A 3,042-nucleotide genomic window follows, 5' to 3' on the forward strand; every position below is an offset into this window, starting at 1 on the left:
GCCCTCACGGGCATGCTGGCTGCGGGTGAGTTCGGTCCAGGCCATCGTGGTCTCCGTTCAGTGTCGTACCCGAACAGAAACACAACCTCCTGAACTCACTCAATTAGTTTCAAATCGGGCTCTGAGACCGGAGGTCAAGGTCAGCTGAGCGGACAAAGCCGACCTTTGTCATTTGGTGGTTAGCGGATACTGTCCCTCTACACGTCATGGATTTGGTTTGGGGAGCGCGACAATGAGTGAAGTGACGATCTTCGGTCTTGGTTTGATGGGATCGGCACTTGCCAAAGCCTGCCAGAAAGATGGGGTTCCTATAACCGTTTGGAACCGCACGATCGAAAAAGCGGAGGCGTTGAAACCTGTGAACGTCTCCATCGCCCAAACGATCTCGGAAGCGCTCGCTGCAAGTCCGGTTTCAATCATCTGTGTGGACGACCCCAGTTCGGTTCTCACCCTCTTTGGGAACAGCGAGATCTGGTCGCACCTGGAGGGTCGGACCATTGTTCAACTCAGCACCAGCCTGCCGAAACAGGTGAGACAAGACCAAACATGGCTGACGGAAAGAAATGCGGACTTTCTTTATGGGGCCATTCACTGTGGCCCGCAAGACTTGGGAACGAAAGACGGTCATATCCTGTTTTCCGGCCCGTCGTCTGTCTACAAGCCGGTTGAAGGCCTCCTTAGCCATCAGGGCGGGAAGATCGAGTATCTCGGCGAGGACATTGCAGCCGTATCCGTGCTTGACCTGGCATGGTTATCGACCCGCTTCGGTGAATTCATTGGAATGCTGCACGCTGCCAACATATGCCAATCCGAGGGGATCGAACTGCAAAAATTCATTGAGATGTTTCCTGACAATGCACGCATTCAACATCATGTCGGAACGATACGGGATGGCACATACGATCAAAGGACGGCCACGTTATCCGTTTGGCGGGCATCGTTGGAACTGATGAAGCAGCAAGCCATTGACGCAGGCATGGATGCCGGATTTCCGAACCTCGTTGGTGGCCTTTTCGACAGGGCAGTCCAAGTCGGCTATAGCGAAGAACATGTGATGGCGTTGTTCAAAGTTCTGAGAGGCGATGCGGGAACGGTGGATTGACAGTTCAGGTGCAGGGCAACCATGAGCCGCAGGTTGCACGAACGCCCGTCGGGCGGACGAAAAAGCCTTTCGAGTGTTCCAGTTTTGCTCTTCGCCTCAGCATCTTGCCGAAATCACATGTGCCGCGTGCGGGACGTGCATTCCAGCGCCATCGAAATAGTCTCCGAGCCCCTCCAGAAAGGCCTCAACGGCACGTTCGACCCCATCTTTGGCTAATCCTGAAAGCTTGTCACCGGTATGCATCCCGCCCATTGCACCTGCGGCAAAGGTGCGGGCGTCGGGGTGATGCAGCGTTAGCGTCACCGCCTCTACCTCGACATCTTCAAACCCCGCATCTTCAAAAAGCGCGCGGAGTTCGACGCCATCCGGCAGGCTGCAAATCGCTCGCACGGCGGCAGCGGCCTCTTCTCCCACATGTGCGTTCAGCGCCGCCGCCTGCGCTTTCAGCATAGGGTTAACGTCCAGTTCCCTTTGGACACTGAAAAAAAGCCGCCCTCCGGGTTTCAGAACACGTCGCAATTCGCGCAACGCAGCGGGCCGGTCGGGAAAAAATTGCAACGCCTGCTGGCAAAAGGCGAGATCGAAACGGTAGTTTTCGAACGGCAATACGGCAGCATCAGCTTCGACCCAATCGGCTTCCAGCCCGGAACGTACCGCCAATGAGCGCGCAACATTCAACATCTCGGGGCTGTGATCGGCTCCTGTCAGGCCAACCGGCGCCGGAGCCAATTCAGCCACCAGTCTTATGACCACGCCGGTGCCGCATCCGAGGTCAAGAATGTGTTCCCCGGCGCGGGGGGCGGCACGCCGGATCACTTCCCGAGCCCAGGGCTCGAAAATCACCGGCACCAGAACGGATTGATAACGGTCTGCAAAACTGGACGAGTTCCCCATGGTAAACTCCTTTTTCCCGAGACGCTAAGTGCGGGCCGCCATCGTCCTTTCCCGCAAGCACGATGTATCGGTCGCTTTTGGCAGTATACTTGCGTTACCCCAGTTCTCAAAATGAGCGCGTTTTTTGGGGGTACGTTTAGGACAAATCGTCAGCTGTTGATTGGCCAGCAGCTGTGTCCGTGCCAAGAACCGAATGAGACCGTCTTCGCTCCGGTCTGAACGACTGTCCCCGGTAAAGAACAACGTCGGCTCCGGGCTCTCACCCGCCGTTCGCCTCGCCAGCACACCAAATTTGCACTGAGACCGGAAGTCAAGGTCAGCTGAGCGGTCAAAGCCGTCGTTTAGATTTGAGCCAAACTATCCAAAGATGGCGGTTAGGCGTCGATATGCCTCTTCCGGCCAAACGTCGGCGAACTGATAAAAGTCCTCAAAGATCGGAATGTCCTTATCAAGCGGGACCCACGCCTGCTTGCTGGCTGTAAATATCTGTGCGTCTGGCGGACAGAGATCTGGATTGTCCAGTGTCCCCACGCGGACGTATGTGAGCTTTCCCAATCGAACGAGATAGCTACTAAAGACGGCTGTGCCACAGGATGCGCATCGTGTGATGATTTGCCCTTTGCCGCTGGGAGTGGCGAGTCTGTGTTCTGACGTTTCGCCGCTACAGGAAACGCGCTCCGCTTCAATGATCGCATTAAGCACGTATGCGGAACCCGTTTGTTTCTGACACTCTTGGCAGTGGCAGCAATGCACAAACATCGGAGCCGACGACATCCGATACGTCACTTGCCCACATCCACAGGCGCCAGTGAAGTCTGTTGTATCTTTGGATGTCATCTCTCAAGCCACCAAATCATAGTGTTTGATCGTCCGGGCTTCGACAAGCTCAGCCTCAGCGGGATCGATATGGGGCGATTGGTGGGAATGTCCCGAACGATGTTGAAAAGCGTTTCGGGCGACGCTGCGGATTTCATGGTTATGCGGCTTGATCCAACGGGTCAACCAGCGCATCATTTTGTGGGTCGCGGTGTTTTTCCAATGCGGCC

The 3,042-nt window shown here is 55.7% G+C and carries 3 protein-coding genes and 1 pseudogene; 1 reads left to right on the plus strand and 3 read right to left on the minus strand.

Annotated elements, in window-relative coordinates:
* Positions 1 to 232 precede the first annotated feature (232 nt).
* On the plus strand, positions 233 to 1,102 hold the full coding sequence (locus AAFO90_RS24445; RefSeq protein WP_347511136.1) for an NAD(P)-binding domain-containing protein: 870 nt from the start codon (positions 233 to 235) through the stop codon (positions 1,100 to 1,102).
* Between the two features lie 96 nt (positions 1,103 to 1,198).
* On the opposite strand, the gene AAFO90_RS24450 is transcribed toward AAFO90_RS24445, so the two are convergent.
* The 3 genes and pseudogenes from AAFO90_RS24450 to AAFO90_RS24460 form a co-directional block, all read right to left on the minus strand.
* Positions 1,199 to 1,996 (minus strand): methyltransferase domain-containing protein, encoded by a 798-nt coding sequence (locus AAFO90_RS24450; protein ID WP_347511137.1) that lies wholly within the window; start codon positions 1,994 to 1,996, stop codon positions 1,199 to 1,201.
* A 357-nt stretch (positions 1,997 to 2,353) separates the two neighbouring features.
* Positions 2,354 to 2,833: a GFA family protein gene (locus AAFO90_RS24455; RefSeq protein ID WP_347511138.1), complete on the minus strand. Its 480-nt coding sequence runs from the start codon at positions 2,831 to 2,833 to the stop codon at positions 2,354 to 2,356.
* Positions 2,834 to 2,836: 3 nt separating this feature from the next.
* A pseudogene (locus AAFO90_RS24460) lies at positions 2,837 to 3,042 on the minus strand (hypothetical protein); the annotation flags it as partial.

The organism is Phaeobacter sp. CAU 1743, assembly GCF_039839315.1.
In the GTDB taxonomy this organism is placed as follows: Bacteria; Pseudomonadota; Alphaproteobacteria; order Rhodobacterales; family Rhodobacteraceae; genus Phycobacter; species Phycobacter gallaeciensis_A.

What these genes read in the sequence shown, in the direction of transcription:
- AAFO90_RS24445 (WP_347511136.1), top strand. Translation starts at nt 233, where the DNA reads ATGAGTGAAGTGACGATCTTCGGTCTTGGTTTGATGGGATCGGCACTT.
- AAFO90_RS24450 (WP_347511137.1), bottom strand. Translation starts at nt 1,996, where the DNA reads ATGGGGAACTCGTCCAGTTTTGCAGACCGTTATCAATCCGTTCTGGTG.
- AAFO90_RS24455 (WP_347511138.1), bottom strand. Translation starts at nt 2,833, where the DNA reads ATGACATCCAAAGATACAACAGACTTCACTGGCGCCTGTGGATGTGGG.